Origin of the sequence: Sporosarcina sp. P32b, assembly GCF_002743335.1 — a bacterium.
Classification (GTDB): domain Bacteria; phylum Bacillota; class Bacilli; order Bacillales_A; family Planococcaceae; genus Sporosarcina.
Map to the genome: position 1 here is coordinate 1 of NZ_PDZB01000009.1, position 23,407 is coordinate 23,407.

The window sequence follows — 23,407 nt, forward strand, 5'->3', positions numbered from 1 at the left end:
ATTTTATTAAACATACAGTATAAAGAAATTGGCGTTCATTTAGGTTGAGGGGTGGATTTAAATTCACTCCACCCCAACATTTGATTTAGAACCGGTTTTTTACGTAACTAAACAGAGATGGATGTTTTCTAATAAATCTGCAAACATGCTATACTAGCAGGAATGTAGAAAAGGGGGTTGAATAAAACGTGTTGCAAACAAATCAAACGGTTTTCGTACTAGTAGATGTTCAAGGAAAGCTCGCACAAATCGTCAATGAAAGTAAGGAATTGCATGATAACCTGGAAAAACTGATTAAAGGATTACAAGTATTGGATGTGCCGATTCTATGGCTAGAACAATACCCTGATGGTCTAGGGCCGACTACTGAAACGTTATCGAACTTGCTTGAAGGCCAGCAACCGATTGCAAAAATGACATTCAGCGCAATGGGCAATGAAGAATTTGTTAATCAACTGGAGAAGCTGGGAAGAAAGCAAGTATTAATTGCGGGAATTGAAACGCATATTTGCGTTTACATGACAGCGGCTGATCTTGTGAAGCGTGGCTATGAAGTAGAAGTAGTAGTAGATGCAGTCACTTCCAGAACAGAAGCTAATAAAATGATTGGCTTGCAAAAGATGAAACATCTTGGTGTCTCAGGTACGTGTGTGGAAACAGCTTTGTATGAGTTGCTTGGCAAGGCAGGGACAGATGAATTTAAGCAAGTTTTAAAGGTAATTAAGTAAATTCAAATAGAAAAAGCGAAATGCCAGTTTTGGCATTTCGCTTTTTATTATTCCCATTGTTCTCGCTGTAAATCTTCCGCGATGAGTTGTAAATCATCAGCGGTTATAGACAATAACTCATAGTTGGTTGTCTCGGCTAATTGTACCGCCATTTTTTTAAGGAATTTCGGTGAACCTTCATTTTCTTCATCATATAGAAGTAATAAAGCATCCGAATTTCGAAGTAGAAACTTATTCTTCTCTACAAACTGCCAAGGTGCTTCATACGGTTTGTTGGTCAGGCTCACTGAATAATCTGCAAGTGATATGATTTGTTCATATGTTTCTTGCTTTATTTCATTCCATTTCGACTGTTGATCAAGAAATGGTGTAATGACTGCGTATTGTAAATTCGGGTAGTCTTCTTGCAACTCCCACACACATTCAATAATCCACGTTTCCACTCCAAGCTGTCCACTGACTATAACCCATTCGAGTCCTTGGTCTAGAAGAGATAGCAATTGATCTGTTAACGCTTTTTTGATGATAGGAATACCTTTATGGTCTTCATTGAAAATACCTAATTCATGGGCTTTATAACCGCTCACGAGTAGACGTTTAATCATTGTTGCCCACTAATTGCTGCCTGCGCCAGCTTTGTAATCGTCATGTCATCCATCGGCGGATTGTGAAGACCAGCCCGCACATCACGATAATATCGTTGAAGGGGATTCGACATTTCCAAACTTTTTGCGCCTACAATCCTCATTGCTAAGTTAACAATTTCTATCGCACTATTCGTTACAATGGATTTAGCTACGCCAAGTTCATTTTGTAAATGAACTCGACGAGCAGGATCATCGTAAATTCTCGCGATATCATAAAGTAAATGACGTGCTTTAATCAGCTCTAAATCCATCTTCCCGATTTGTGTTTGAATACTGAAAAGGGAAGCAATAGGTTCATTGAGGCTGTTTGGCTGATAAGTTGATGCAAAGTGTACCGCGTAATCACGTGCCGCTTGGGCAATTCCCATGTAACATGCGGGAATATGAAGAAGCCAGCCGTTTTGGTTGTTGCCACGTGGTGCTTCATTTACTTCGACTAACTGATCATCCGTTGCTACCACTTGATCTAGTACAAGTGTCTGACTTTCTGTACCGCGCATGGAAATCATATGCCAAGTATCTCTGATGGAAAGTCCCGCTGTATCACTTGGTAACAAGAAAAAACCTGTTTTTTGTTTTTCTTCAATCCAAACAGACACGAGGATATGGGTAAGGGCAGGTGCCATAGTCGTAAATGTCTTTTCGCCTGAAATCATCCATCCGTTATTAGTGCGTACAGCTGTTGTTTGTGGTCGGCCACCACGTGTAGGGCTACCGGTTTGCGCTTCAGTGACGGAGCGATTCACAAGGGCACCTTGCTGAATTGCCTCACTGAACTGAGCTAATTGTTCTTCCGTCCACTTACGATTCTCATACAGTTCCCCAACGACTCCTTGATGCCAACCAATGGCAAGAGCGGTAGCACTATCGAAACGAGCAATAGTCTCCTGGAAGAGCACCATGTCCGTTACTGTGGTACCCGCACCCCCGAACTCTTTAGGTAGAGTTAGTGTCGTATAGCCCATATTGATAAGCTTTTCTATATTCTCTAATGGGAATTTTGAGAGCTCATCCGATCGTTCTGAAAAGCTGCTGAAAAACGGACCTGCCTCAGTCAATTCATTGACCCATCGGCGTTGAAAGTCCGTTGTGATAAAAAGTTCTGTTGACACGAGTAACACATCCTAACCACTTCATTCTTATACTACTGATTTACTGTGAATTTATGTAGAAATGCAAAATTACCTTGAGTACATCTCTCAAGGGTCATGATATTCTAGTATACTAGAAAAGCGAAAAAAATACCATTCTGACGAAAGAAAAAAATTTATGTCATACTATGCGGGTTTTTACTGAATATTTAAGAGAATTGTAAAAAGATTCTTAGTAACAACGATAATGTTTAACACAAGTTGAAATTCATTTATAGACTATTTAAAGTCAATTTTAGCTTTGATCAGTATATCCTCAGATTTACTTATTGTATTTGTAGTGTATAAAGATATATTAATTGTGCTTACTTAAATATTAAGTATAACCAAATAACTATAACTGGGAATACGTATGTGATTCATTAAACCTATATATATAATACTTTATTTTAATAGAAACGCTAAATATACCTGTACGAATATGAATAGTGTGGAGTATAATTGGAAGTGCATACCAAATACATGCATATATTGATAATTGAATAAGGGAGAATGTAGAATATGAAGTTCACAGTAGGAAAAAAGTTATGGATTGGATTTATGAGTCTGGTCATTATTATCATTATTATCGGTTCAATAGGGTTCCTAGCATTGAAGAGTGTTAACGAAAAGTATTCATTTTTAATTAACGATCGAATGCATAAAGTTATATTGCTAGAGCAACAACAAAGCGATCAAAATAATTTAGCGAAAGATATCAGAGGATTTATGTTATATGGTTCAGAATCTTACATAAAATAATTAGAAGAAACTCAATTACGTATAGAAGACCGCTTAACTGAATTGGAGAAAATCCTTAGTAACAACACTATGCAGACTGCATTGGTATCTATTCGGGAAGCGAGTGTAGAATACGATAAAGTACTACTTTCTATAATAGAAGAGAAACGTGCAGGAAAAGATGATCAAGCGCTTGTGATTGGAACGAATGGAGCAAGTTATCAACAAACGATTTCTGATAATATCAATAAAATGACGAATTATCAGAGACAACAGCAAGAAGAATTGGAAAAAGAAGTGGCGAGCTATACTAAAAGCGCTAATATGCTAATGGTTATCTTAATTGTATTAGGAATCATTGGAAGTGTAGTAATCACGACGATCATCAATCGTTTGATTAGTCGTCCGGTAGGCAGAATGACACACGCGCTGGCTGAAGTATCGGCAGGAAACTTTGCTATAGAAGAAGTGAAAATCAAAAATAATGACGAAATTGGCGATATGTCAATTACGCTAAATGAAATGGTTGCTGATTTACGAGGCATTATCGATCGAGCGAAAAATTCCGCTTTGCATTTAGCGGCACAGTCGGAACAATTGTCTGCCAGTGCAGAAGAAAGTTTGGCAGCTTCTGAAATGGTAGCAGAAATCTCGGAAAAAAACCTACAGACGAGTGACATGCAAGCCAATATTGTCAATCAATCTACTGTATCCATGGAAGAGATGATAACAGCCATTGATGTTATTACACAGGATAATGAAGAGATGTTGAATTCAGCAGAAGACGTGGCACGATTGGTGAAGGAAGGTTCTGCTTTAATGGGAGAAACGACCGAACAAATGACCAATATCAGCGAGACGATTGATGACTCCATGGAAACCATCAATAAAATGTCCAAACATACTGAGAGTATCCGTGGCGTTACATCAATGATTGCAGCAATTGCCGAACAAACTAATTTACTTGCACTTAATGCAGCGATTGAAGCAGCGCGCGCAGGAGAACACGGTAAAGGTTTTGCTGTCGTAGCTGAAGAAGTACGGAATTTGGCGGAACAATCCAAGCAATCTACACAAGAAATTGGTCGAATGATTGATACGATTATTCATGATGTAGAAACAGTAGTAATGAGTACGGATGAAGGTAGAAAACGTGTGGCAGAAGGTTTATTCTCAACAGAGAAAACAAATGCCATCTTCATGGATATAGAGCATGCAACATCAGATGTCAGTGAAAAAGTATCTACAGTATCAGCGGCAATCGAGGAGATTCGCGCGATGACAGATGAAGTAACAGATGGAGCTAAACGAGTGGAAGAATTGGCAATCCAAGCCGCGGCGGAGGCTCAATCCACTAGTGCTGCAACAGAAGAACAGTTAGCGGCTAATGAAGAAATTACATCTAGTTTACAAACATTGGCAGAACTTGCAGAACAACTTCAAAATGACATGTCACGATTTAAAGTGTAATAACACAGTAAGGAGTTGATTGCGTAGTTTGCAATCAACTCCTTTTTAATGGGAAATAAGCGAGGGCTTCATACGAGGGGCTTGCTTTGGGATGAATCTTAAATAAAGTAAAACCTTCTATTATAAGGGGGACAGGTTCTATAGACTTTTTTTCTAATTGCAATTTATCTGTAGTCTTGCGCTTTTTAGCTATCGTAATGTGTGGAACGAAACGAGTATCTTTTTCTAACTCAAGTATCTTTTCTGTACGCCTGGCGATTTGCCTTTGTAATTCGTATAATGTCTCGGAAGCCTGAACCGCTAGAAAAACGACACGTGGTCCACTTGCGGATCCGAAAAATGATAAGCCTTGTAAATACACTATGAATTCTGTATGCGAATTAGCGATTTTCTGTAGATTGGATTTTAGCCAAGGAATTTTGTCGTCATCAAGCTCTCCGATATAGCGCATGGTCATATGCAAGTCCTTAGCATGTGGAATGTTTCTGTATTTCTCATTCAATTGATATTCTTTTCGAAATTGCTGGGCTATGTCATCGACAGGATGAGCAATAGAGATGCCGATAAAATAATGTTGTACCAATTCCAGCTCACCTCCTATTCAGTAGGTTCCCTTACTCTCCAAAATGTATGCATACTAGCACAAAAAAATCTGTGTATAGCCTTTGGTTTAGGGAACGTACTAACAAATCATGTAAGTAATGTGTATAATAAGAGAAGGAGATAACTGAATTATTACAATTGCAAAGGGGCTGTCACGATGATTAAAACCTTGATTTTTGATCTGGATGATACATTGATCTGGGACGCCAAGAGTATTTCTATGGCTTTTCAAAAAACATGTGAGTATGCGACGAAGAAAACAGGAGTCAATCCAGTAGAACTTGAGCGTGCGGTACGCCAGGAAGCAAGAGACTTGTATGCTACATATGAGATATTTCCACATACTCAAAATATCGGAATTAATCCCTTTGAAGGACTCTGGGGTGTTTTTGACGATGAGGGGGAAGAATTTCAGAAAATGAAAGAAATTGTTCCTGGCTATCAAAAGAAAGCTTGGGTCAATGGATTGAAGAAATTAGGCATTGATGATGAAGCGTTTGGTTGGGAATTAGCTGATGTATTTCCAAAAGAGCGCAAGAATAATCCATATATATACGAAGAGACGTTTGAAGTGTTGGATAAATTGAAAGGGACCTACCAGTTAATTTTATTGACAAATGGGTCGCCAAGTTTACAACAGATTAAACTAACAATCTCACCTGAGATACCTGGTTACTTTGATCATATTATCGTTTCTGGGGCATTCGGTAAAGGAAAGCCTGATGCTTCTATATTCAAGCATGTTCTTGATTTAAGTGGGATCCAAGCAGATGAAGCGCTAATGATTGGTGATAACTTGATGACAGACATTTTAGGTTCAAGTCGTGTGGGTATGCGTAATGTCTGGATTAATCGTGAAAATAAGCTTCCCAATGATGAAGTGAAACCTACGTATGAAATTGACAACTTACATGGTTTATTTTCTATACTTACCACATTAGAAAACCGATGAGATCATCTCATCGGTTTTGATTCTGTTATACTTATTTTTAATTGTTCGTACAGTAAGGAGGTAAATCATGTTAAGCTATTTCTTGGTGTTTTTTGGAGCGGCTATACCGTGGATTGAAATCATGATTGTCGTTCCGTTAGGGATTATTCGAGGTCTATCACCTATGTGGGTGATCATTCTTTCATTTGCGGGCAATATGGCAACTGTTCTTCTTTTGATTGTTGGTTTCCAACATATTAAAGAATGGATGGCACGTAGAAAACAAAAGAAGGGGAAAAGCCAGTCGAAACGCCAACAACGTGCAGAACAAATTATGAACACCTATGGATTACCGGTTTTAGCACTTGCGGGACCAATATTAATTGGAACACATATCGCGGCTTTTATTGGTCTAGTATTAGGTGCGAAAAAAATGAATACCGCAATTTGGTCGGCGGTAAGCATTGCACTATGGTGTTTAGTGTTCGGAATACTGACTGCTATGGGGTTTGATTACTTCGTTGATCGTACATAAAAAATCCAGCTGAATATCAGCTGGATTTTTATATTCTTATAAATCGATTGCTTTTGCATCATTTATATTTTGAACTTCTTTAATACGCTTGATAGAAGCTGATTCGACGTGGTTATCAACAGCTAGCATCATAATAGCATATCCGCCTTCAGTGGAACGTCCAACCTGCATCGCTGCAATGTTGATATTCTCTTCTGCTAGAAGTGTACCTACACGACCGATTGCTCCTGGTTGGTCCATGTGGCGGATAAATAATAAATGACCGCTTGGAATCACATCTACTACATAATCGTCTACTTTTACAATACGTGCGCCAAGCCCGTTTAGTAGTGTACCCGCTACTTTGCGAATACCTTTTTCAGTAACAATTTCTACTGTGATCAAGTTCAAGAAACCTTTTCCAGTAGTTGTCTTTTGCTCGTTCACTTTGATGCCATAACGATCGGCTAATAACTTCGCGTTTACATCATTGACAGTTTCTCCAAGATTACGCTTCAAAATACCTTTGACTGTGTTACGCGTTAATGCGCGTACATCGTAGTTTGCCAATTCACCAGCATATTGAATATTGATTTCATGGATAACCGAGTTTTGGATTTGTGATAAGAACATACCCAATTTCTCTGTCAGATCGAAGAAAGGCTCGATTTTTGCCAACACATCACGAGAAACAGACGGCAAGTTTACTGGGTTACGAACAGATCCGATTGTCAAGAAGTTCACTACATCACGGCTTACGTCGACTGCTACTGATTCCTGTGCTTCGAATGTACTCGCTCCTAAGTGTGGAGTCGCAATTACTTCTGGTAAAGTTAATAATTTGTGGTCAAGGAATGGCTCTTCTTCGAATACGTCCAATGCTGCACCCGCTACTTTACCGGCAACGATTGCATCGTAAAGTGCATCTTCATCAATGATTCCACCGCGTGCACAGTTGATAATTTGTACGCCGTCTTTCATTTTCTCGAATGCCTCTTTATTGATCATTCTACGCGTTTCTTTTAGTAAAGGTGTGTGAACTGTAATGAAGTCCGCTACTTTAAGCACTTCATCAACTGTTCCAATTTCAATACCTAATTTCTTTGCAACATCTTCCGTTAGGTACGGGTCATATGCCACTACGTTCATACGTTGTCCTCTTGCCCGTCTTGCAACTTCAGCACCGATACGGCCAAGCCCGATGATTCCCAAAGTTTTGTCTTTCAATTCTACACCAAGGAATGACTTTCTATCCCATTTATTGTTCTTCAACGAGTTGAAAGCTTGAGGGATTTTGCGTGCCATAGACATCATCATTGCGACTGTGTGCTCAGCTGCAGAGTTTGTGTTACCGTCAGGAGCATTCACAACAATAATTCCTTTTTCGGTAGCTGCGTCCAAATCAATATTATCAACACCTACACCTGCGCGACCGATAATCTTTAATTGATCAGCTGCTTCGAGCAATTCTTTTGTAACTGTCGTCTGACTACGAACTAATAGTGCATCGAAATCTTTGATACGTACTTTCAACTGATCGGGTGTCATGTCAGTTTCCATTACAATTTCAAATCCTACTGCTTGTCGTAATGGGAAAATTCCATCCTCGCTAAGTGGGTCACTAATAAGTATTTTAAAAGCCATAATATTCATTCTCTCCTTCGATTGTTTGTAGTGTTTTTGTTTGGAAAAATGTGAAGCAATTGACCGTATATGTATGTTTCGTGCTACCCCCCTTAAAGGTAAAATAAAAAAGCCTTCCATCCCTTACGTATAAGTAAGGGGCGAAAAGCTCGATAAACTAACGCGGTACCACCCTTGTTTCGCTGCAATTGCAGCCTTCATTCAGCATGCGTAACGTGCACGTGACGGATCAGCCTACTAGATGTTCAGCTAATCAATTCGGAAGTGCCCCCAACCGCGGAATTTGCTAACTTTCACCACTGCGTCAGCTCTCTGGAAAATTCTTTTTAGGAAGGTATCTCTTCGTCAAAATTGTTTAACAACTATTAATTTAGAATTAATCATAACACGTCAAAAACTATTGTCAATTGCTTTTCCAGAAAAAACGAAAAACTGTCAAACGCGAACGTAGTTATTGAATTATTTGTGAACGTTCGTGTTTGGGCGGTTAATTATAAAAAAACAACTTGAATTGAACTAAGTGGTAGGAAATAGCCTAAGTCGTCTGAAGGGGAAAAGTGCAGGTAAGAGTGTTATAGTGAGCTTATACTATTCAGTTAGAGGAGTGTTGGAAATTGAGAAAATTAGAATCTCTAGAGCAATTTGAGCAACTTAAACAACAAGAAAGAGTGATTTTCTTATTCACTGCAGACTGGTGTCCCGATTGCAGAGTGATAGAACCATTCTTACCGACACTAGAAAAAGAATTTGCAGAGTATGAATTTGTTTCGATTGATCGAGATGAATTTATAGATCTTTGTAGTCAGTTGGATATATTCGGTATTCCTAGTTTCGTGGCATTCAGCGAAGGAACAGAAACAGGCCGTTTCGTTAGTAAAAACCATAAAACTAAAGAAGAGATCGAAGAGTTTATTAATAGTCTAACGTAACGCATTAATTCTCCATGAGGGAATATTGGAGCAATTTAACAAGAGAACTGAAGACAACTGTAAAAGTTGGTTTCAGTTCTCTTTTTTATAAAAAGATATTCTAGCATAAGCTTTTAAGTCTTATGTTATGTGAAATCTTTCAGTTGCTCTATAAGGATTTTTGCGCCTTGTGGACTGATGTATAGACCGTTTGACAATTGTTTGTTTTCATCCATCACATCACCGGTGATAAAACACGCTCTGTTAACCTGATATTTTCTCAAAATGATTCTATCATCTTCTACGAAAATTTCAATCGGATCACCCTTATCGATCGACAAAGAATTTCGAAGTTCTTTTGGAATGACAATCCTCCCGAGATGATCAACTTTTCGAACAATACCTAAAGACTTCATAAGCTCCTCCTCGAAGAAAAGTAATTGGTATTTTCTATTATACACCAAAAAATACTATCTACAATTTACAAAACTTGAATGCGCAGAACAATTTGATAATTCTGCTATACAATTAAATTATTAATGCTATAATAGTCAGTAATTAAATATTTCTTATCAAGAGAAGCTGAGGGATTTGGCCTGATGAAGCTTCAGCAACCTCTGTGCATACAGGAAGGTGCTACCTCCAACAAGATTGTTGTCTTGAGAGATAAGAACGATGAACGGTCAACCCTCATTTTCTTATCTAAGAGAATTGAGGGCTTTTTTGTATAGAAATAGTAATAAAAGAACGTCAAGGGGGAAATGGCATGCCGATTAACATACCAAAACATCTACCAGCAGGAGAATTACTGAAAGAAGAAAAAATCTTTATTATGGATGAAGAACGTGCGATCACACAGGATATCCGTCCAATTAACATATTGATTTTGAACTTAATGCCTGAAAAAGAGAAGACGGAGTTACAATTGCTTCGATTGCTTGGCAATACACCTTTACAAGTAAATGTCACGTTCCTTAATACAGCTACCTATGTTTCGAAAAACGTCAGTCAGACCCATCTAGAAACCTTCTATACTACTTTTGAACATGTCAAAAATCGTCGTTTTGACGGTATGATTATTACAGGTGCCCCAATTGAGCTTCTACAATTTGAAGATGTAGTCTATTGGCAAGAGTTAGAAGAAATCATGGAATGGACAAAAACGAATGTTACATCTGTTCTGCATATTTGCTGGGGTGCTCAAGCAGCGCTTTATCATCATTACGGAATTGATAAGTTCGAATTGACAAAGAAGTGTTTTGGAGTATTTTCACATGACATTACCGATCCGACAGTGAATTTGGCACGCGGATTCAATGATGTATTTGTAGCGCCACACTCACGCCATACGGGTGTTTCATTAGAAGAGATAAAGAATCATCCCGATTTGACTCTTCTCTCATCTTCTGAAGAGGCAGGTGCATTCATCGTGATCTCAAATGATGCAAAGCATATTATGGTAACTGGACATTTAGAGTACGATGCACACACGTTGGGAGATGAATATTCTCGAGATGTAGAAAAAGGTGCCGATATTGATATTCCTGTAAATTATTATCCAAATGATGATCCATCAAAAGAACCTATGAATACATGGCGTTCCCACACGCATTTATTATTTTCCAATTGGCTCAATTACTATGTCTACCAGAAAACACCTTATAACTGGAGTTAAAAGAATTGCTGTATAAATTGCTATAATTTGCACATACTCCGAATACTGGAGGTGTATGCAGTGAACATAGATGAATTTTGGGAATTGGCTTTTTGGGAAATGACTTTACGAACGGTGATTTCATTTATTGTACTGTTAATCTTGGCGCGTTTCATGGGGAAGAAACAAGTGTCTCAATTGACTTTCTTTCATTATGTGACAGGTATTACAATCGGTTCGATTGCAGCCAACTTGGCAGGAGAGTCGGAAACACCTTTCTTAAATGGTTTGTATGGAATGGTTTTATGGGCAGTGTTAACGATCATTGCTAACTTTTTATCATTCAAATCCATCAAGCTTCGCGTATTACTTGATGATAAACCAATGATTGTCATTCAGAATGGAAAAATTCTAGAAGGTTCCATGCGTAAATTACGGTTAAGTTTCAATGATCTAAATATGATGTTACGAGAGCAGTCGGTATTTTCAATGAAGGATGTAAATTACGCGATATTCGAAACGAATGGTAATTTGAGTGTCATGCTAAATGCAGGCGAGAAGTATGCGACAAAGAAAGATGTCAAAGCCCCATCACCACCGCCAAAATATATTCCAACTGAAATCATTACTAACGGGAAAGTAGAAGAAAAGAATATGCGGGAACTTCAATTGACCGATACGTGGCTAACAGAACAATTAAAAAAGCAGGGGATTTCTAAGCCTGAGCATGTTCTCTATGCAGAAATTCAGACAGATGGTAGTTTATATATTAATACATTAAAATCCACTTAACGTGAAGAGCTCTGAAACTATCAGAGCTCTTCGCGTTTTTTTATAATATTTCCCAATTTCTTTGTTTGGCCACAGCAGTAAGTTTTTCATCTGGACGAACTGCCACAGGGAAGCCAACTTTCTCTAAGACTGGAAGGTCGGAAATGCTGTCTCCATAGGCATAGCTATTGACCCAGTCGATAGTTTCTCCATGTAGTGCTTGGTAAATTTGTTCATTTTTACGTGTACCTTGAATATGTAATAAGGGCTGATCCATAGCGAGTTGTTCGCCATTTGAAGGGATATCTGTGCCAATAATTTGATCAAATGTCAGGTGACTTGTAACTGCTTTTAAGAAAGGAGTGTAGGCTCCAGAAACGAGCAAGACATGGTATCCGTCACTACGATGCTTTGCCAGTCGATTAATGACTTGTTCATTGAAGTCCGGCAACATTACGGTATGCATGCTTTTAAAAAACTCTTGAAGTTCCGTTATCGTCAATGAGTCTAAGGCTTTAAGATAAATGTGCATCGAGCGCTCTTTCATAACAGATTCAGGCAGTATCTTTAATTTATAGCGAATGTAAAGTGGTAATATCGAACGATAGAACTTTCTATAATGCTGCTTGTACGTAGGATGATTCTTTAATTGTTCCATGAGTAATTTAAAGGTTTCTTTAGTGTACAACGTACCATCAAAATCAAAGATCGCAACTTTCATATAGACACTCCTCTATTGTATTCTTCTACATAGTATACAAATATAACGAGTGTAAAAGCAAAAAGCAGATGGAGAAAAACTCCATCTGCTTGAATCGTTAACTTATTGAAGGTTATTCGGCATACCCGGTTGACCTTGAAAAGATGCAAAAGAATTAAGCAACATATTCATATCCTGATCATTTAATTGTGGAACTTGATAATACTGATGCTTGTTTTGGTAAATGGACAATTCGTATGCCATCTCTATACAGTTGGGCACAGAATCTGCAAGTACACGGCGGACGACTGGATTACATACTTCTAATGAAGCAGCGGTTTTGCCTGTAGCGCCTTCTTTTGTAGCGCCTAGCAAAAAGCCGGAGATGATTTCATCATTGATTTCACCTGTAGATTGAATAGGTTTAGACGGTGCTTTTTCTTTCATCCCGTAAATGAAATCGCTGCCTGCTTTCATTTGATAGCGCTGTGTAGGATGTGAAGGGTCTTTTCCAGTCTTAAAACTTTCGACAAGGATATTGTACTCATCCAGCGTGAATCGGTATTGTCGATCAAGAATATCGAGAAGTTCTGGATCTTGGACATGTGGACGTAAAATCATCGCTTGGTTCAATGCTCCAAGAGTAGCGCTTAAAACCTCTTTGACATCAAATAACTCATGTCCACCGTGATTCATCGATGGGGGAACCGCTCCGCCTTGCATGTTTTGAGATGTTTCGAATTGATTTGTCAAATATATTTCCTCCTTTAAGAGTCATGTGCATCGAGAGTATTATGTGGAGTCATCGAAATTTTATACATATGAAATGACATTCACCACTCATGCATAGTTCGTAACGCACTAACATATCATAAGGATAGAACTCAAGAAGGGTAGTGGAGATACATGCAGATTCATGTAGTTTCGCAAGGTGAGAGTTTATATAAAATTGGTAACATATACGGTGTGCCATACGAGCAAATAGCCGAAGTAAATGAATTAGAAAGTGATATACGATTAGCTGTAGGACAAGCGCTTGTCATTCCAATAATAGGTTCTTATTACTGGGTGCGACCTGGAGATAGCCTATATACAATTGCACAAAAATACGGTTTAACAGTCGCACGCTTGGCGGAAATTAATGCAATTGACCCTACTAGAAGGTTAATGATTGGTCAGCGTTTGTATATACCACAAGAAGAGAAAACATTGATTGATTCATTATTATATGTAGAACCGCGTAATCCTGTCAGTCAAGATATGCTGGCAGAAGTTCGTGACCGTGTGGATGGTCTAACGTATCTTGCGATGTTCAGCTATGAAGTACAACGTGATGGATCGCTCAAAGCACCGGCACTCGCTGATATTCCGACTATCGCAAAAAACGCAGGTGTAGTAAATATGCTAGTTGTGACAAATTTGGAAGATTATTCATTCAGTGCAGATTTAGCGCATGTGATTTTTACCAATCAAGCGGCACAGAACCAGATGATTCAAAGTGCCATTGAAATAGCAAAAGAAATCGGTTATGGGGATATTCACTTCGATTTTGAGTTATTATTCCCTGAAGATCGGGAATTATATAATCAATTATTACGAAATGCGCGCGATCAAATCCATAAAGCTGGCTTGACGATTTCCACAGCACTTGCACCAAAAGCAGGGGAAGTAACTACAGGTATTTATGGTGCCCATGATTATAAAGTGCATGGAGAGATTGTAGATTTCGTTGTATTGATGACGTATGAATGGGGATATACGTATAGTGCACCACAAGCTGTGAGTCCAATCGGTCCAGTCACGAAAGTAGTGGAATATGCTGTAAGTCAAATCCCGAATGAAAAAGTTTTTTTAGGTCAAAATCTATACGGTTATGATTGGACCGCACCATTTGGTCAATCGGACAGTAAAGCCGCCAGGGCATTAAGTCCACGGATGGCGACCAATTTGGCAATCGAGCAGAATGTCGCTATAGAATACGATGCATTAGCCCAAGCGCCACATTATACGTATTATGATGAACAAGGAACCGAACATGCAGTGTGGTTTGAGGATGCACGAAGCATCAACGAGAAGTTTAACTTGCTGAAGAAGTTCAAGTTGCGAGGGATCATGTACTGGAAACTCGGCCTTGCATTCCCGCAAAATTGGTTGTTATTAGAAGATCGGTTTACTATTCGCAAGCTATAATTATAGGAGCCTTTCCTTAAGAAAAAGGAAAGGCTCTGTCATATGAGTTCTCACTCGTTATTTAATAATTTCATAGCACTTTGGAACATATCCATATCTGGATTTACGAGTAAAGCAGGTAGGAAAGCAAAAGTCATGATGAGGAGTAGGTTCGCTCCCAGGAATGATCGAATTGTACTTGTTTTCTTTGTCATGGCGCTTCGCCTCTTTCTTTTCGTATTGTTCTCACTAGTATGTGTATGCGCTTACATTTATGACTTCACATAGTTTGTTTGAATAGTTTAATAATACTCTGAATTCAGTCGAATGTAAATGATAAAGTTTAATATAGTACATAAAATTGACACAAAAGTTAAGTCAAAATAGAGATATTCTAAAAAAATCTTGTAACTTGCTATCTTTTCAGTGATAATATTGGAATACAAAGAAATATTTTGAACAATTAAAATTCAATTTATCTAGTAGAATTTACTCTTTAATCATATAAGTTAAGTATTTTTAAAATCATAGCCACTGAGTAAATGAGCGACTGGTCAGTCGACAGTTTTTAATGAACAACTAAGGAAAGGGATGATTGCAGATGACGAAGATTGGTGAGGTAGAATATAATAATCGTAAACGAGCAAATGATTACGTTCATAATGTATACGAATTGGTAAAGAAAAGGAATCCAGATGAGAAGGAATTTCTACAAGCGACAAGAGAGATTTTTGATTCTCTTCGTCCGGTCTTTGCAAAGCATCCCGAATTTATGGAAAATGGAATACTAGAGCGTATTACAGAGCCAGAAAGAATCATTTCCTTCCGCGTAGCGTGGGAAGATGATAAAGGTAAGGTGCAAGTAAACAGAGGTTTCCGCGTTCAGTTCAATAGTGATCTCGGACCTTATAAGGGAGGACTTCGTTTCCACCCATCTGTAAATAATAGTATTATGAAATTCCTCGCTTTCGAGCAGATTTTCAAGAATGCTTTAACAGGACAGCCAATCGGGGCTGGTAAAGGTGGGTCTGATTTCGATCCAAAGGGTAAGTCTGACCGAGAAGTCATGCGCTTTACGCAAAGCTTCATGACAGAACTTAGTAGACATATTGGACCGGACATCGATGTGCCCGCAGGGGATATTGGTGTCGGTAAACGTGAAATTGGCTATCTATTCGGTCAATACAACCGGATTAAAGGTGGCTATGAAGCAGGTATTTTAACTGGGAAAAATCCTGACCATGGTGGAAGCCTTGGTCGTAAAGAAGCAACTGGTTACGGTACAGTGTATTTCGTAGATGAGATGCTGAAAGAAAACAAACTTTCATTGGAAGGTCAGACTGTTGTAGTTTCAGGTTCAGGTAATGTATCGACATACGCAATGGAAAAAGCTATGCAACTTGGAGCGAAAGTTGTCGCGTGTAGTGATTCTGATGGCTATATTTATGATAAGAACGGAATAGATCTTGAATTAGTGAAGCAACTAAAAGAGTACGGCAATAAACGTATCTGGGAATATACGAAAGAACATCTTGATGCAGAATATCATGCAGATTGTACAGAAATTTGGTCTATTCCATGTGATATTGCACTTCCGTGTGCTACACAAAATGAAATCGATGAGATTGCAGCGCATATGCTGATCGCAAATGGCGTCAAAGCTGTTGGTGAAGGCGCGAATATGCCTTGTACAATTGAAGCGATTATAATTTTCCAGGAACACAACGTATTATTCGCACCTGCAAAAGCTGCCAATGCTGGCGGTGTAGCTGTTTCCGCTATGGAAATGTCTCAGAACAGTCAGCGTCTATCATGGTCAGCAGAACAAGTAGATATGCATTTGAAAGAAGTTATGCAAAATATCTATAAAGATTGCAGTACGGCGGCAGAGGACTACGGAAAACCAGGCAATCTCGTAATGGGCGCTAACGTAGCAGGCTTCCTGCGAGTAGCTGATGCAATGGTGGCACACGGAATTCGATAAGTGATATAAAGCAGACACATTTTTTTACATAATGTGTCTGTTTTTTTATTCTTTCCTATTGCGTTTCAATTGAAATATGTTATTATAAAAATACATTAAGTTGAATAAACATACATGCATGCACTTGCATGAAAGGGGATTTACCCATGGAAAAGAAGAAAGTTGTTTTAGCCTACTCAGGCGGTTTAGACACATCAGTTGCAATTCAATGGTTAACGGATCAAGGATATAGCGTAATAGCGGTTTGCTTAGATGTTGGTGAAGGTAAAGATCTCGACTTCATTAAGGAAAAAGCTCTTACAGTTGGCGCAGTTAGCAGCTATGTCATTGATGCACGTGAAGAATTTGCACAGGATTTCGTCCTTCTTTCATTGCAAGCTCAAACATATTATGAGAATAAATATCCACTTGTCTCTGCTTTATCCCGTCCTCTTATTTCCAAAAAGCTGGTGGAGATTGCCCATCAAGAACAAGCAACCGCTGTAGCTCATGGTTGTACAGGAAAAGGGAATGACCAAGTACGTTTCGAAGTGGCGATCAAGTCACTGGATCCAACGCTTGAAGTGGTAGCACCGGTGCGTTCGTGGAGCTGGTCACGTGAAGAAGAAATTCATTATGCACAAGAACATAATATTCCCATTCCGATTGACTTGGATAATCCGTACTCGGTGGACCAGAATTTGTGGGGGCGTGCAAATGAATGTGGAATTTTGGAAGACCCATGGGCAACACCTCCAGAGGACGCATTTGGTTTGACGGTTTCCATTGAAAATGCACCGGATACGGCTGATGTTATTGAGATTGGCTTTGAACAAGGTGTTCCGATTACAATTGATGGAGAAAAATATATATTAAGCGAATTGATCACAAAGTTGAATGAAATTGCTGGTAAACATGGTATTGGACGTATCGATCATGTAGAAAATCGTTTAGTCGGTATCAAATCTCGTGAAGTGTATGAAGCGCCTGGAGCCATCACGTTGTTAAAAGCTCATAAGGAACTTGAAGACTTAACGCTCGTAAAAGAATTAGCGCACTTTAAGCCAATCATTTCTCAAAAACTCGGTGAATTGATTTACAACGGTCTTTGGTTCTCTCCTTTACGTAATGCGCTTGAGGCGTTCATTAAAGAGACGCAGCAATACGTCAATGGTACAGTTCGTGTGAAGTTGTTTAAAGGTCATGCAATAGTAGAAGGTCGTAAATCTCCTAATTCGCTATATGATGAGAAATTAGCAACTTACACATCTGATGATGAGTTTGATCAAGCGGCAGCGGTCGGTTTCATTAAGCTATGGGGACTACCTACTGAAGTGCATAGTATGGTCAATAAAGAGCAAATCGTTAAGAAGTCTTAAGGTGGATATCAAGAGCAGAGTGGCGAAAAGATTCGCTGCTCTTTTTTTGGAACTACTTTTCATTCATCACCGTCTTATGAATATAGCAGGGGGTGTCTGAATGAAGAAGTTATGGGGTATAGCCATAATGGTAGTTTTCATCATTGTAGGACTGGGGATGTTTTGGATGTTACCAGGAGATCGAATAAAACAAGCGCAACAAATGAAAGCGAATGGAAACTATGACTATGCAATTATTCTAGGTGCTAAAGTGAACGGAGAAGTTCCTTCGCTATCATTACGTTACCGATTGGAGAGCGCTGTGGAGTATGCTACGCAATATCCGCATGTACAGCTGGTGCTTTCTGGTGGACAAGGAAAAGATGAGGGCATTAGCGAAGCCGAAGCTATGTATCGTTATTTACAAGAACATGGTATTGCGAAAGAACGCTTAATTATGGAAGATCAATCCACTTCTACAAATGAGAATCTACAATTCAGCCAAACTATCATTCCTGAAGTGGAAGGCGTGACCATAATCAGCAGTGATTATCACTTGGCTCGAGCGAGATTTCTTGCTAGACAGATCGGATGGGAGTCTGATGTCGTTGCAGCGAAGACTCCGGAATCTGTCAAAGCAAAAGTAGGATTTCGTGAACGCTTGGCTTTGTTGAAAACATGGTTGTTTAGACGATAGGAATATATTGAAAATTAAAAGTGACGAAACTCCAAAGAAGTTTTCGTCACTTTTCTATATCTCTTATAAAGAAGAGATTTTATGGAATTCTGGCTGACCTTCCGTAAATGTAGCCAAATAGTTAAAGCCGATCGACTGATATAACTCTAATGATTCTTTGAACTCATGTGCGATTTCTGTTGTCCTATGCGCATCTGAACCAAGTGTAATGATTTCGCCTCCGCATTGTTTATACAAACGCAAAATATCTTCACTTGGCATATTGTGTGGCAATCCGTAGCGAGTACCCGAAGTATTCAGTTCAATCCCTTTACCATCTGGTATAATAGTATTGAAGATCTTTTCTAAATAGTCATGAAATAAATTGGCTGGCGGCTGATCGGTATAGCGTTTGATCAAATCCGTATGCCCAAGCACGCTGTAACGCTTGTAATGCTGAACACAATATAATAGTTCTTTATAATACGTCTCAAACGCAGCCTCTGTTGAACGATCTTCAAATAGCTCGCGATAGTGTAAGGATTTATTTTCGACTGTGTGCAATGAACAGATGACGAAGTCAAATTCATGCTCGTCCATCAACTCTTCATAAAGATGCAATAGGTCAGGTTGTAAGCCGATTTCAACCCCTTTTTTAATCGTCAGTTGGCCATCGAATTGTTCATTCAATTGGAGTATCTTTTGTGCATATTCAGTTTTGTCAAAATCGAAATGAATCGTTTCATCCGGGTATTCATAATCAATGTGATCGGTAAAGCAGATTTCGGTAAGTCCTTTAGCGATAGAAGCTTTGGCCATCTCTTCCATAGGGATTTCACAATCCGCTGAAAATGCGCTGTGCATATGATAATCAAACATAGTTTCCAGTCTCCTTTTCTTTACTACATATTGTAGCAGATGAACGATGCTACTAACAGTTGACAATGCTCTACATAACCATTATAGTAATAATTAACTTTAGCGTAGTAAAGCAGTGAAGTATATTTTTCGCATGGAAGGCGGTAGAAGAAATCTTGTATTCTGAAATTCTTGGAAATGAACATGAAAAGCATGAAAAAATCATCGGCACACTAGGAAAAAGATTCACTACATACGGTTATAAGCGTATTAAAACATCCGCATTTGAACAATATGATCTGTATTCTAATGTCCGTACCTCAATCAATCAAAATGAAATGATCAAGGTGATTGACTATACCGGTGAAGTACTCGTATTACGACCGGATGTTACGATACCATTGACACAGCAACTCGTTCAGTTGAATGATAAATTACCCGAAGAAATGCGTTATTATTACGTACAGGAAGTCTTTAGACAGACATTCCAAGAAAGTGAACGTATCGGTAAAACGCAGGCGGGAGTCGAGTTCTATTGCAAGAGTTCACCCGCATCAGATGCAGAAACGATTATGCTTGCATGTCACGCATTACGGGACGTTGGTTTCACAGATGTGAAAATTGAAATTGGTTATGCAGGGTTCTTTAATGAATTAATTGCAGGCTCTGATATCACTGCAGAACAAACGACTGAACTCAAGACGTTGATTCAAGCAAAAAACGTCGTGGAAATAGGTCCGTTCTTACAGCGATTATCTATAGATCCTTCTATTAAAGAAGTACTCGAGCAATTACCTCTATTATACGGTGCACCTGAAGTAGTGTTTGAAAGACTACAAAACTTACAGGTTAGTGAATCGGTACAGGAAGCCATTAACTATTTACAGCGAACGTGCGATATCGTCGAACTATATGGCTTGAAGAAGCATATCGTCATCGATCTCGGCTTGATCAACCACATGGGGTATTACTCGGGAATCATCTTTCAAGGCTATGTAGAGAATTTCGGCAAGCCCGTACTGATGGGTGGCCGCTATGACGCATTAAGCGAAGAGTTTGGAATGAAATTACCGGCGATTGGTTTTGCATGTGAAATCGAATCATTAGTAAAAGCCTCATCTACTAGAGAACAGAAGGAACGATATAGTATCGACGTGACTGTATTATATGAAGAAAGCCGTATTAAATACGCAATCGATATTACGAATGAGTTGAGAGAACGTGACTATCGGGTCATTTCCAAACCTATGATCGATGAGAAACACCAGACAGACAGTCTCTACACAATTCAATTAACAGAACAACAAAACAAACTAGTGGATCTAGAAGAAGTAAATAAGTTCATCGACTTCAAACAATTGCTTGATTTGATCGCAAGCAAGAAAGGGGTACCTGAATGGATTATTTAACAGTAGCAATGGCAAAAGGACGAACAGCAGAACGGGCGATGAAGTTTCTCGAGAAATCGGATGTGCATTTCTCCGAATTCACAGATGAAAGCCGGAAGCTCGTCATTTATGATGACAAACAAAAGATCAAACTGATTTTTGTCAAAGCAGTGGACGTTCCAGTGTACGTTGAAAAAGGCGCAGCGGACGTGGGGATTGTGGGAAAAGACGTCATGATGGAAGACCCTCGTGATGTCTATGAATTACTAGACTTAGGAATTGGGCGTTGTAAGCTGGCTGTGGCGGGATATCCCGATACACCAATTGAAAACATTCCATTTCTGACGGTTGCTTCAAAGTATCCATTAGTAGCGAAAGAGTTTTTCGACAAAAAAGGTATCCGTACTGAAATGATCAAATTGAATGGATCTATTGAACTCGCGCCGTTGATTGGCATGTCAGATGTCATTGTCGATATCGTCGAAACGGGTACAACATTAAAAGAAAATGGTCTTGTTGTCTTGCAAGAGATGGCAGATGTTAGTGCACGTTTGATAGTGAATAAAGCAAGTTATGCTACGAAGACTGGTGATATCCAGCAGTTCATCAAAGATATGAAGGAAGGCTTGGAGGTGCGTTCATGAAGATCATTCGCGGAGCTGAGTTCATTGAAGAACTTCTAAGGCGCAATGATTCCAATCAAACGGATTTGGAATTTGATCGCAACGTCTTATCGATTATTGACAAAGTCCGTTCTGAAGGGGATAGCGCAGTTCTGGATTTCACTGAACGTTTTGACGGCGTGAAGCTAGACAGCTTAATCGTCACAGAAGAAGAAATTAATGAAGCGGAACAAGCAGTTCCAGCTGGTTTTTACCGTGCATTACGCGCAGCAAAAGAGCGTATCACGACTTATCATGAAGCGCAAAAAGAACAATCATGGTTCTTGAATCCAAATGAAGGTATCATGCTCGGTCAGAAAGTAACACCGATCGATAGCGTTGGACTATACGTCCCAGGCGGGAAAGCTGCCTATCCGTCGACGGTCTTAATGAACGCATTACCAGCGAAGATTGCGGGAGTCGGACGAATTTCCATGGTGACACCACCACAACGTGACGGCAAGATTAATCCCCACGTTTTAGTTGCGGCGAAAGAAGCGGGTGTCGATCGAATCTATAAAGTAGGTGGGGCACAAGCGATAGCTGCACTAGCTTACGGTACAGAGACAATTGAAAAAGTTGTCAAAATTACTGGCCCTGGGAATGCATACGTTGCAAGAGCGAAAAAGTGGGTGTTCGGTGATGTAGCCATCGATATGATTGCTGGGCCAAGTGAAATTTGTGTCGTAGCCGATGCCCACACAAATCCTATTTATGCGGCAGCAGATTTGTTATCCCAAGCAGAGCACGATGAGCGCGCTGCGGCAGTGTGCATCACGACAAGCGAAACATTTGCTTCTAAGCTATCTAATGAGGTAGCACGTCAACTGGCGGAACTTGAGCGCAAAGAAATCGCAACTCAATCAATAGAACAATTTGGCCGGATCATTATTGTCGATTCATTGAAAGAAGCATTTGATATCGTGAACCGTTTAGCACCAGAACATTTGGAGCTAATGATTGATCAGCCTATGGAACACTTGGCAGCTATACGAAACGCGGGAGCCATCTTCCTAGGCCAGCACTCACCTGAAGCATTAGGTGATTATATGGCTGGACCGAATCACACATTACCGACGAGTGGAACTGCAGCATTCTCTTCACCATTAGGTGTGTATGACTTTATGAAAAAGTCGAGTATTATCTACTATTCGGAGAACGCTTTGGCAGAAGTGGCGGAAGACGTCATTACATTAGCAGATGCTGAACAATTAACAGGACATGCCAACTCGATTAAAGTACGAAAGGCAGGATACTAATGCGCAAACAACAACTAACACGTAAGACAGGCGAAACATCTATTGAAATGGACTTTTCGTTAGATGGCACGGGAAAAACAAATATCAACACGGGCGTTGGCTTCTTTGACCATATGTTGACGGCATTCGCAAAACACGGACGCTTTGATCTTTCCGTAACATGCGATGGCGACATTGAAGTGGACCAACACCATTCTGTAGAAGATATCGGTATCGTACTTGGACAATTATTCAATCAATGTATTGGCACAAAAGAAGGAATAGAACGCTTCGCCTTAGTTTCCACACCAATGGACGAAGCACTATCCACTGCATCAATCGATATAAGCGGTCGCTCATTCCTCGTCTTTAACGTAGACGGAATGAAAGACAAAGTAGGGGAATTCGACACAGAACTAGTCGAAGAATTCTTCCTAGCGTTTACCAACAACGCCAAAATTACATTGCACATCAACTTGAACTACGGAAAAAACACACATCACATTATAGAATCCGTATTCAAAAGCTTCGGCCGCGCCCTACGCGTAGCCAGCACCATCAACCCAGACATAAAAGGCATTCCTTCTACTAAAGGGTCTTTGTAATTAAATATTTTACGGTTTTGAACTCTGAAAGATATTCTAGTTGGTCTTC

Annotated in this window: 25 protein-coding genes and 1 riboswitch; of the genes, 16 read left to right on the forward strand and 9 right to left on the reverse strand. The window is 39.4% G+C overall.

Annotation, left to right across the window (positions count from 1 at the left end):
• The first annotated feature begins 188 nt into the window (after positions 1–188).
• A complete protein-coding gene (locus CSV64_RS08030) occupies positions 189–728 on the forward strand; it encodes a hydrolase (RefSeq protein WP_099632660.1) in 540 nt (179 codons plus the stop codon).
• A gap of 47 nt (positions 729–775) precedes the next feature.
• Here the strand turns inward: CSV64_RS08030 and CSV64_RS08035 are convergent, their stop codons facing one another.
• Together CSV64_RS08035 and CSV64_RS08040 are read right to left on the reverse strand one after the other, a co-directional pair.
• Positions 776–1,333, reverse strand: coding sequence for an SLOG family protein (locus CSV64_RS08035; protein WP_099632661.1), 558 nt, complete (start codon positions 1,331–1,333; stop codon positions 776–778).
• A complete protein-coding gene (locus CSV64_RS08040; RefSeq protein WP_199168330.1) occupies positions 1,330–2,487 on the reverse strand; it encodes an acyl-CoA dehydrogenase family protein in 1,158 nt (385 codons plus the stop codon). The genes CSV64_RS08035 and CSV64_RS08040 overlap by 4 nt, the downstream gene beginning before the upstream one ends.
• A 540-nt stretch (positions 2,488–3,027) precedes the next feature.
• Between CSV64_RS08040 and CSV64_RS08045 the strand changes: the two genes are divergently transcribed.
• Positions 3,028–3,267 (forward strand): MCP four helix bundle domain-containing protein, encoded by a 240-nt coding sequence (locus CSV64_RS08045; protein ID WP_099632663.1) that lies wholly within the window; start codon positions 3,028–3,030, stop codon positions 3,265–3,267.
• A 69-nt stretch (positions 3,268–3,336) separates the two neighbouring features.
• Positions 3,337–4,716 carry a methyl-accepting chemotaxis protein gene (locus CSV64_RS08050; protein WP_099632664.1) on the forward strand — a complete coding sequence of 460 codons (1,380 nt, stop codon included), beginning with the start codon at positions 3,337–3,339 and terminating at the stop codon, positions 4,714–4,716.
• Positions 4,717–4,750: 34 nt separating this feature from the next.
• Here CSV64_RS08050 and thpR read toward each other — a convergent pair whose 3' ends face one another.
• Positions 4,751–5,299 (reverse strand): RNA 2',3'-cyclic phosphodiesterase, encoded by a 549-nt coding sequence (gene thpR, locus CSV64_RS08055; RefSeq protein ID WP_158232173.1) that lies wholly within the window; start codon positions 5,297–5,299, stop codon positions 4,751–4,753.
• A 177-nt stretch (positions 5,300–5,476) separates the two neighbouring features.
• Between thpR and CSV64_RS08060 the strand changes: the two genes are divergently transcribed.
• Together CSV64_RS08060 and CSV64_RS08065 are read left to right on the forward strand one after the other, a co-directional pair.
• Positions 5,477–6,271, forward strand: coding sequence for an HAD family hydrolase (locus CSV64_RS08060; RefSeq protein WP_099632666.1), 795 nt, complete (start codon positions 5,477–5,479; stop codon positions 6,269–6,271).
• 67 nt (positions 6,272–6,338) lie between these two features.
• A complete protein-coding gene (locus CSV64_RS08065) occupies positions 6,339–6,785 on the forward strand; it encodes a small multi-drug export protein (RefSeq protein ID WP_099632667.1) in 447 nt (148 codons plus the stop codon).
• Positions 6,786–6,821: 36 nt separating this feature from the next.
• Here the strand turns inward: CSV64_RS08065 and serA are convergent, their stop codons facing one another.
• Positions 6,822–8,408, reverse strand: coding sequence for a phosphoglycerate dehydrogenase (gene serA / locus CSV64_RS08070; RefSeq protein WP_099632668.1), 1,587 nt, complete (start codon positions 8,406–8,408; stop codon positions 6,822–6,824).
• A 614-nt stretch (positions 8,409–9,022) separates the two neighbouring features.
• Between serA and CSV64_RS08075 the strand changes: the two genes are divergently transcribed.
• A complete protein-coding gene (locus tag CSV64_RS08075) occupies positions 9,023–9,337 on the forward strand; it encodes a thioredoxin family protein (protein ID WP_099632669.1) in 315 nt (104 codons plus the stop codon).
• Positions 9,338–9,462: 125 nt separating this feature from the next.
• Here CSV64_RS08075 and CSV64_RS08080 read toward each other — a convergent pair whose 3' ends face one another.
• Positions 9,463–9,732, reverse strand: coding sequence for an AbrB/MazE/SpoVT family DNA-binding domain-containing protein (locus tag CSV64_RS08080; RefSeq protein WP_099632670.1), 270 nt, complete (start codon positions 9,730–9,732; stop codon positions 9,463–9,465).
• Between the two features lie 150 nt (positions 9,733–9,882).
• Positions 9,883–9,989: riboswitch (SAM riboswitch) on the forward strand.
• Between the two features lie 93 nt (positions 9,990–10,082).
• Here CSV64_RS08080 and metA point away from each other — a divergent pair.
• Both metA and CSV64_RS08090 read left to right on the forward strand, forming a co-directional pair.
• Positions 10,083–10,991: a homoserine O-acetyltransferase MetA gene (gene metA, locus CSV64_RS08085; RefSeq protein WP_099632671.1), complete on the forward strand. Its 909-nt coding sequence runs from the start codon at positions 10,083–10,085 to the stop codon at positions 10,989–10,991.
• 66 nt (positions 10,992–11,057) lie between these two features.
• Positions 11,058–11,762: a YetF domain-containing protein gene (locus CSV64_RS08090; protein WP_369823461.1), complete on the forward strand. Its 705-nt coding sequence runs from the start codon at positions 11,058–11,060 to the stop codon at positions 11,760–11,762.
• A gap of 40 nt (positions 11,763–11,802) precedes the next feature.
• Here the strand turns inward: CSV64_RS08090 and CSV64_RS08095 are convergent, their stop codons facing one another.
• Positions 11,803–12,462 (reverse strand): HAD family hydrolase, encoded by a 660-nt coding sequence (locus CSV64_RS08095; RefSeq protein WP_099632672.1) that lies wholly within the window; start codon positions 12,460–12,462, stop codon positions 11,803–11,805.
• A 102-nt stretch (positions 12,463–12,564) separates the two neighbouring features.
• The gene (locus tag CSV64_RS08100) at positions 12,565–13,200 is read right to left on the reverse strand and encodes a spore coat protein (RefSeq protein WP_369802890.1); all 636 of its coding nucleotides are present in this window, start codon (positions 13,198–13,200) and stop codon (positions 12,565–12,567) included.
• A gap of 147 nt (positions 13,201–13,347) precedes the next feature.
• Between CSV64_RS08100 and CSV64_RS08105 the strand changes: the two genes are divergently transcribed.
• Positions 13,348–14,631 carry a LysM peptidoglycan-binding domain-containing protein gene (locus CSV64_RS08105; protein ID WP_099632673.1) on the forward strand — a complete coding sequence of 428 codons (1,284 nt, stop codon included), beginning with the start codon at positions 13,348–13,350 and terminating at the stop codon, positions 14,629–14,631.
• A 50-nt stretch (positions 14,632–14,681) separates the two neighbouring features.
• On the opposite strand, the gene CSV64_RS16730 is transcribed toward CSV64_RS08105, so the two are convergent.
• Entirely contained in the window at positions 14,682–14,825 is a 144-nt protein-coding gene (locus CSV64_RS16730) for a hypothetical protein (protein ID WP_199168332.1), read from the reverse strand.
• Between the two features lie 386 nt (positions 14,826–15,211).
• Here CSV64_RS16730 and gdhA point away from each other — a divergent pair, with 386 nt between their 5' ends.
• The 3 genes from gdhA (at position 15,212) to CSV64_RS08120 (ending at position 18,628) form a co-directional block, all read left to right on the forward strand.
• On the forward strand, positions 15,212–16,594 hold the full coding sequence (gdhA, locus tag CSV64_RS08110; RefSeq protein WP_099633005.1) for an NADP-specific glutamate dehydrogenase: 1,383 nt from the start codon (positions 15,212–15,214) through the stop codon (positions 16,592–16,594).
• 146 nt (positions 16,595–16,740) lie between these two features.
• Positions 16,741–17,952, forward strand: coding sequence for an argininosuccinate synthase (locus tag CSV64_RS08115; protein WP_099632674.1), 1,212 nt, complete (start codon positions 16,741–16,743; stop codon positions 17,950–17,952).
• 100 nt (positions 17,953–18,052) lie between these two features.
• Complete coding sequence (locus CSV64_RS08120; protein WP_099632675.1) at positions 18,053–18,628, forward strand: YdcF family protein; 576 nt, start codon at positions 18,053–18,055, stop codon at positions 18,626–18,628.
• A 63-nt stretch (positions 18,629–18,691) separates the two neighbouring features.
• Here CSV64_RS08120 and CSV64_RS08125 read toward each other — a convergent pair whose 3' ends face one another.
• Positions 18,692–19,486: a histidinol-phosphatase HisJ family protein gene (locus CSV64_RS08125; RefSeq protein ID WP_099632676.1), complete on the reverse strand. Its 795-nt coding sequence runs from the start codon at positions 19,484–19,486 to the stop codon at positions 18,692–18,694.
• Positions 19,487–19,641: 155 nt separating this feature from the next.
• On the opposite strand from CSV64_RS08125, the gene hisZ reads away from it, so the two are divergent.
• From hisZ to hisB, 4 genes are read left to right on the forward strand one after another with little or no spacing between them, the layout of a single operon-like run.
• A complete protein-coding gene (gene hisZ, locus CSV64_RS08130; protein ID WP_158232969.1) occupies positions 19,642–20,874 on the forward strand; it encodes an ATP phosphoribosyltransferase regulatory subunit in 1,233 nt (410 codons plus the stop codon).
• Positions 20,862–21,497 (forward strand): ATP phosphoribosyltransferase, encoded by a 636-nt coding sequence (gene hisG / locus CSV64_RS08135; protein WP_099632678.1) that lies wholly within the window; start codon positions 20,862–20,864, stop codon positions 21,495–21,497. The genes hisZ and hisG overlap by 13 nt, the downstream gene beginning before the upstream one ends.
• Entirely contained in the window at positions 21,494–22,774 is a 1,281-nt protein-coding gene (hisD, locus tag CSV64_RS08140) for a histidinol dehydrogenase (RefSeq protein ID WP_099632679.1), read from the forward strand. The genes hisG and hisD overlap by 4 nt, the downstream gene beginning before the upstream one ends.
• The gene (gene hisB / locus CSV64_RS08145) at positions 22,774–23,358 is read left to right on the forward strand and encodes an imidazoleglycerol-phosphate dehydratase HisB (RefSeq protein ID WP_099632680.1); all 585 of its coding nucleotides are present in this window, start codon (positions 22,774–22,776) and stop codon (positions 23,356–23,358) included. The genes hisD and hisB overlap by 1 nt, the downstream gene beginning before the upstream one ends.
• The last annotated feature ends 49 nt before the right edge of the window (positions 23,359–23,407 follow it).

Bases quoted from the DNA above. Each gene is read 5' to 3' on its own strand.
- CSV64_RS08060 (WP_099632666.1), top strand. From the start codon at position 5,477: ATGATTAAAACCTTGATTTTTGATCTGGATGATACATTGATCTGGGAC.
- CSV64_RS08120 (WP_099632675.1), top strand. From the start codon at position 18,053: ATGAAGAAGTTATGGGGTATAGCCATAATGGTAGTTTTCATCATTGTA.
- CSV64_RS08045 (WP_099632663.1), top strand. From the start codon at position 3,028: ATGAAGTTCACAGTAGGAAAAAAGTTATGGATTGGATTTATGAGTCTG.
- hisG (WP_099632678.1), top strand. From the start codon at position 20,862: ATGGATTATTTAACAGTAGCAATGGCAAAAGGACGAACAGCAGAACGG.
- CSV64_RS08065 (WP_099632667.1), top strand. From the start codon at position 6,339: ATGTTAAGCTATTTCTTGGTGTTTTTTGGAGCGGCTATACCGTGGATT.
- CSV64_RS08080 (WP_099632670.1), bottom strand. From the start codon at position 9,732: ATGAAGTCTTTAGGTATTGTTCGAAAAGTTGATCATCTCGGGAGGATT.
- hisD (WP_099632679.1), top strand. From the start codon at position 21,494: ATGAAGATCATTCGCGGAGCTGAGTTCATTGAAGAACTTCTAAGGCGC.
- CSV64_RS16730 (WP_199168332.1), bottom strand. From the start codon at position 14,825: ATGACAAAGAAAACAAGTACAATTCGATCATTCCTGGGAGCGAACCTA.
- CSV64_RS08125 (WP_099632676.1), bottom strand. From the start codon at position 19,486: ATGTTTGATTATCATATGCACAGCGCATTTTCAGCGGATTGTGAAATC.
- metA (WP_099632671.1), top strand. From the start codon at position 10,083: ATGCCGATTAACATACCAAAACATCTACCAGCAGGAGAATTACTGAAA.
- CSV64_RS08050 (WP_099632664.1), top strand. From the start codon at position 3,337: ATGCAGACTGCATTGGTATCTATTCGGGAAGCGAGTGTAGAATACGAT.
- CSV64_RS08035 (WP_099632661.1), bottom strand. From the start codon at position 1,333: ATGATTAAACGTCTACTCGTGAGCGGTTATAAAGCCCATGAATTAGGT.
- CSV64_RS08115 (WP_099632674.1), top strand. From the start codon at position 16,741: ATGGAAAAGAAGAAAGTTGTTTTAGCCTACTCAGGCGGTTTAGACACA.
- CSV64_RS08095 (WP_099632672.1), bottom strand. From the start codon at position 12,462: ATGAAAGTTGCGATCTTTGATTTTGATGGTACGTTGTACACTAAAGAA.
- CSV64_RS08105 (WP_099632673.1), top strand. From the start codon at position 13,348: ATGCAGATTCATGTAGTTTCGCAAGGTGAGAGTTTATATAAAATTGGT.
- gdhA (WP_099633005.1), top strand. From the start codon at position 15,212: ATGACGAAGATTGGTGAGGTAGAATATAATAATCGTAAACGAGCAAAT.
- serA (WP_099632668.1), bottom strand. From the start codon at position 8,408: ATGGCTTTTAAAATACTTATTAGTGACCCACTTAGCGAGGATGGAATT.
- hisB (WP_099632680.1), top strand. From the start codon at position 22,774: ATGCGCAAACAACAACTAACACGTAAGACAGGCGAAACATCTATTGAA.